At 66.5% G+C, this 3,971-nt stretch carries 5 protein-coding genes; 3 read left to right on the top strand and 2 right to left on the bottom strand.

Annotated elements, in window-relative coordinates:
• Nucleotides 1-23 precede the first annotated feature (23 nt).
• Complete coding sequence (locus tag ACAM49_RS39170; RefSeq protein WP_369640575.1) at nt 24-1,151, top strand: glycerate kinase; 1,128 nt, start codon at nt 24-26, stop codon at nt 1,149-1,151.
• A gap of 102 nt (nt 1,152-1,253) precedes the next feature.
• On the opposite strand, the gene ACAM49_RS39175 is transcribed toward ACAM49_RS39170, so the two are convergent.
• Nucleotides 1,254-1,841, bottom strand: a complete 588-nt coding sequence (locus ACAM49_RS39175) for a hypothetical protein (protein WP_369640571.1) — start codon at nt 1,839-1,841, stop codon at nt 1,254-1,256.
• A gap of 304 nt (nt 1,842-2,145) precedes the next feature.
• Complete coding sequence (locus ACAM49_RS39180; RefSeq protein WP_369640572.1) at nt 2,146-2,436, bottom strand: hypothetical protein; 291 nt, start codon at nt 2,434-2,436, stop codon at nt 2,146-2,148.
• 366 nt (nt 2,437-2,802) lie between these two features.
• Here ACAM49_RS39180 and ACAM49_RS39185 point away from each other — a divergent pair, with 366 nt between their 5' ends.
• Both ACAM49_RS39185 and ACAM49_RS39190 read left to right on the top strand, forming a co-directional pair.
• Nucleotides 2,803-3,711: a helix-turn-helix domain-containing protein gene (locus ACAM49_RS39185; RefSeq protein ID WP_369640573.1), complete on the top strand. Its 909-nt coding sequence runs from the start codon at nt 2,803-2,805 to the stop codon at nt 3,709-3,711.
• Nucleotides 3,701-3,892, top strand: coding sequence for a DUF397 domain-containing protein (locus ACAM49_RS39190; protein ID WP_369640574.1), 192 nt, complete (start codon nt 3,701-3,703; stop codon nt 3,890-3,892). The genes ACAM49_RS39185 and ACAM49_RS39190 overlap by 11 nt, the downstream gene beginning before the upstream one ends.
• The last annotated feature ends 79 nt before the right edge of the window (nt 3,893-3,971 follow it).

A 3,971-nucleotide genomic window follows, 5' to 3' on the forward strand; every position in this document is an offset into this window, starting at 1 on the left:
GGTGGCAGGAGGGGCATGTCGTCGTGGCCCCCGACAAATTTCGTGGCTCGCTCACCGCGCCGGAGGTGGCCGGGCATCTGGCTGCCGGGTTGCGCGCGGCGCGGCCGGAGGTGCCGGTGGTGACGGTTCCCGTCGCCGATGGCGGGGATGGGACGGTGGCCGCGCTGGTGGCCTCCGGATATTCAGGGCTGCAGACGAACGTGACGGGGCCGGTGGGGAATCCGGTGGTCGCGTCGTTCGCGATGGGTGGGGACAGGACGGCCGTCATCGAGCTTGCCGAGGCTTCCGGGCTGCGGCGGCTGCCCGGTAGGGCCACTGCGACAACGGCTTTGAACGCCACCAGCGCCGGAACCGGCGAGCTCATTCGCACGGCCGTCCTGCGCGGGGCGCGGCGGGTGGTGCTCGGACTGGGCGGCAGCGCGTGCACCGACGGGGGAGCGGGCATGCTCACCGCGCTCGGTGCGAAGTTCCTCGACGCATACGGTCGGCCGCTGCCGCCCGGGGGTGCCGCACTGCGGCGGCTCGCGCGCATCGATACCCGTGACCTCCTGCGGGTTCCCGTTATCGTGGCGTCCGACGTCGACAACCCGCTACTCGGACAGCGCGGTGCCGCACAGATTTTCGGCCCGCAGAAGGGCGCGGGCCCGCGCGAGGTCGAGGCGCTCGAGGCCGGTCTGTCCCGCTTCTCCGAAATCGCCCGCCGCGACCTCGGCGCAGACGAGTCCGACCGCCGCGGTGCGGGCGCGGCCGGCGGCGTCGGCTTCGCCGCCCTCGCCTTCCTCGGCGCAACCCTCCGCCCCGGCATCGAAGTCATCCTCGAACAACTCGATTTCGCCCAGGTGCTTTCCGGCGCCCGCCTGGTCATCACCGGCGAGGGCTCCCTCGACGAACAAACCCTCAACGGCAAGGCCCCCATCGGCGTAGCCCGCGAAGCCTGGCGCGCCGAAGTCCCCGTCCTAGCCGTCTCCGGCCGCCGCACCATCAACCGAGACACCTTGCGCCGCTTCGGTATAGACCACGCCTACGCCCTAACGGACCTCGAACCCGACCCAACCGTCTGCATATCCCAGGCTGGCCCCCTCCTCGAACAACTGGCCCAAGACATCGCCGCCTCCCACCTGACCCGCCAACTGACCACCCACTGGGGCTGACCACCCCACTCCCCAAAGCCGGGAGCCGCTGACCGATGAGGGGTCGGCGGCTCCCGCACCCACCCCACGCCGCCTCAGGATGGCGCCGAAGCCGGAACCGTTTTACGGGGTTGCGGCGCAGGCGCGGTCGAAGACGGCGGACCGGATCGGCACTTGATAGAGAGCAACGGTGGGGCGGACCCCTTTGATGGAGTCGACGAAGTCCGGGATTCCCGGGCCGGTTTCGTCGATCTGCAGGCAGTACAGCGCGCCGCCTGCGGCGGTCAACGTGAACAGGTGAGTGGTGGCGACGGCGCGGTCGGCGGTGACCTTCAAATCGGCTCCGCGGTAGTCGTACCGGCTGACCTGGTCGGCGTAGCCTGTCACGACATCGAGCAGGTCGGCATGGAAGTGCGGCATCGGCGGCAGCGGATCGGAGGATTGGTCTGCGATACCGGGCGTGGTCGGCCCCAGCAGCTGCGCAACCCGTTCGACGGCGTCATGTCCTTTGCCCCGGCCCGGCTCATTGCTCCACTTCACGGAGTTGACCGCGGCACCCAGCAAAATCAACGCCACCCCGACGCCGGCGCCGGCCGCACGGCGCGCCCGGAATACGGCGGCGCTGGGTTCGGCAGCTTCTGGGTTGCGGTACTTCCACGCTTCGGTCTTCTGCCACCGTGTTCTCGGGTCGGCGGCCACGCTGAACAGCAACGACAGTGCTCCGACTGCGATCATGATCCACCCCATGCTGGCAGGCTACAGACCGAGATCCGTGCCTCGTGCCCGCGCGGTGCCATGTCCGGTCGGCGCGCACATTGGCTGTACAGGCAGGATTGCTCGGGTGAGCCGGTCCGAGGCGGATGGAATGTCCGCAGGGGCGATGAGCGCGAATGGGCCTATTCCTACACAAACAGCCCTCGATCGACGGTTTTCTGCCAATTTCGCTGCCTTAATGTAGGTCTAGGCCCATTCGCGCTTACCACGACGTTGGCGCGGCAACGATCGGCTGCGGGGCTCAATGCATCTGGACGTCATCCATCACTATCGCGTAAACGGCTGCCTCCCAGGGGTTCACATCGACATCGCCCAGAATCTCGTCCAGTAGTGGGGCTCGTGCCAAACTCCCCGCGCCGTAATGCCCGCTCGCCCGGGCACTGGCGATCACGGCGTAGATCACCGCCGCATATACCGCGGCTCGAGGAGTGAGCACATAGCCGCCTTCGGCTTCATGCGCCCGCAACCTCCCCTCGACCGCTTCCACTACCTCTCGCAGCACCCGGATCTCGACCTCGCGCATGTCATCCATGTCAGATCCTCCAGGGCGGCCTGGGCGCACGCTTCCCGATCCGCACCAGGTATGTCTTGGCCTGCAACTTGGCCGCGCACACCGTGATCGGACAATCCGCATGTTCCCGCAAGGCGCGTAGCGCCCCACCCTCAGTCATCACCGGCTGGGCACTGTGCCCGGTCGCTGGAAGCCCGAACATCGTTGGAACCTCCCGTCATTCGGGGATTGCTGATGGGACCAGCACACCACCGGCGAGACGACCGCATCGGCAGAAACTGAATATTCAGATGAAGTCATCGGAAACGCCATGATCCGATGCAGATTTGCGGACAATGGGTAGGCAGATTTCAGCCGGTTGTCTATTCACTTTCTGGAGAGCTACCGATGGCCGAGATTGAAGAGGGTGCGTCGCCGACCTTGATGCGACGGCAATTGGGCCGGTTCCTCCGCGAGGCGCGGGAGGGGCGGGGCCTGTCGATTGCCAACGCCGCCAAAGAAGTACAGCTGAGTTTCAATGCACTGCAGCGCCTCGAGACCGGCCGCACGGTCAATCCGCGCCGCCAAGACGTGCGAGAGCTGTGTTTGCTGTACGAGGTTGACGCCGAGGATACGGAGCGCGCGGTCGGTCTCGCGTCGCGGGCCGCGGCCGCGAAGGACGAGAGCGGTGTGACGTCGCTGGGCGGGCTCTTCTCCGATGCGTTCAATATGTATGTCGGGATGGAACGTTCAGCCCGGCGGCTCCTCTCGTACCAAGAGCTGGTGCCAGGCCTGCTGCAAACGCCCGCCTATGCCCGCGCGATGATTCGCGCGTTCTATATCCACGGCACGGACGAAGATATCGAGCGCCGGGTGCGGGTACGGCTGGACCGGCAGATCATCGTCACCCGGCGAACTCGGCCGCTTGTGCTGGAAGTCCTTCTCCACGAGTCCGCTCTGCACCGTGTGATCGGCGGTCCCGCGGTCATGGCCGCCCAATTGCGTCAGCTGGCGGAGGTGAGTAAGCAGCCCAACGTGAGCCTGCGAGTGCACCCGTACTCATCAGGCGCGGTTTGGGGCCTGCCCGCCTTCCCATTCGTCCTGCTGGACTTCGGAACTGACAGCAAGGGCGCGCCCATCGAACCGCCCATCGTCTACCTCGACGGTGCGATGAGCAGCGACCTGTACATCGAGAAGCGTGAAGTCGTGGATCGCTACCATGAATTCGCCGACGCCGTCCGACGCACCACCCTGGACGAGACGACATCCCGAGACCTACTCCGCCAGGCGGCAAGGAGATTCGACAGTGACCGTTGACCTATCCGGCGCCCACTGGTTCAAAAGCAGCTACAGCGAAACAAGCGGCCAATGCGTCGAAATCGCCTTCCTGCCCAACGGCGAGGTCGGCATCCGAGACTCCAAGCACCCCACCGGCCACACCCTCGCCTTTACCCCCTCCGAGTGGTCCACCTTCCTCACCACCCTCACCACCCCCTGACCCCTCGCCGAGCGGCACACCATCGAGGGGATTTGTCTGGTTTTGCCGCGGTGGTGTGCCACTCGGCGGATGTGGGGGG

The organism is Nocardia sp. JMUB6875 (genome assembly GCF_041154655.1).
Taxonomy (GTDB): Bacteria; Actinomycetota; Actinomycetes; order Mycobacteriales; family Mycobacteriaceae; genus Nocardia.

Bases quoted from the DNA above. Each gene is read 5' to 3' on its own strand.
- ACAM49_RS39180 (WP_369640572.1), bottom strand. From the start codon at position 2,436: ATGGATGACATGCGCGAGGTCGAGATCCGGGTGCTGCGAGAGGTAGTG.
- ACAM49_RS39185 (WP_369640573.1), top strand. From the start codon at position 2,803: ATGGCCGAGATTGAAGAGGGTGCGTCGCCGACCTTGATGCGACGGCAA.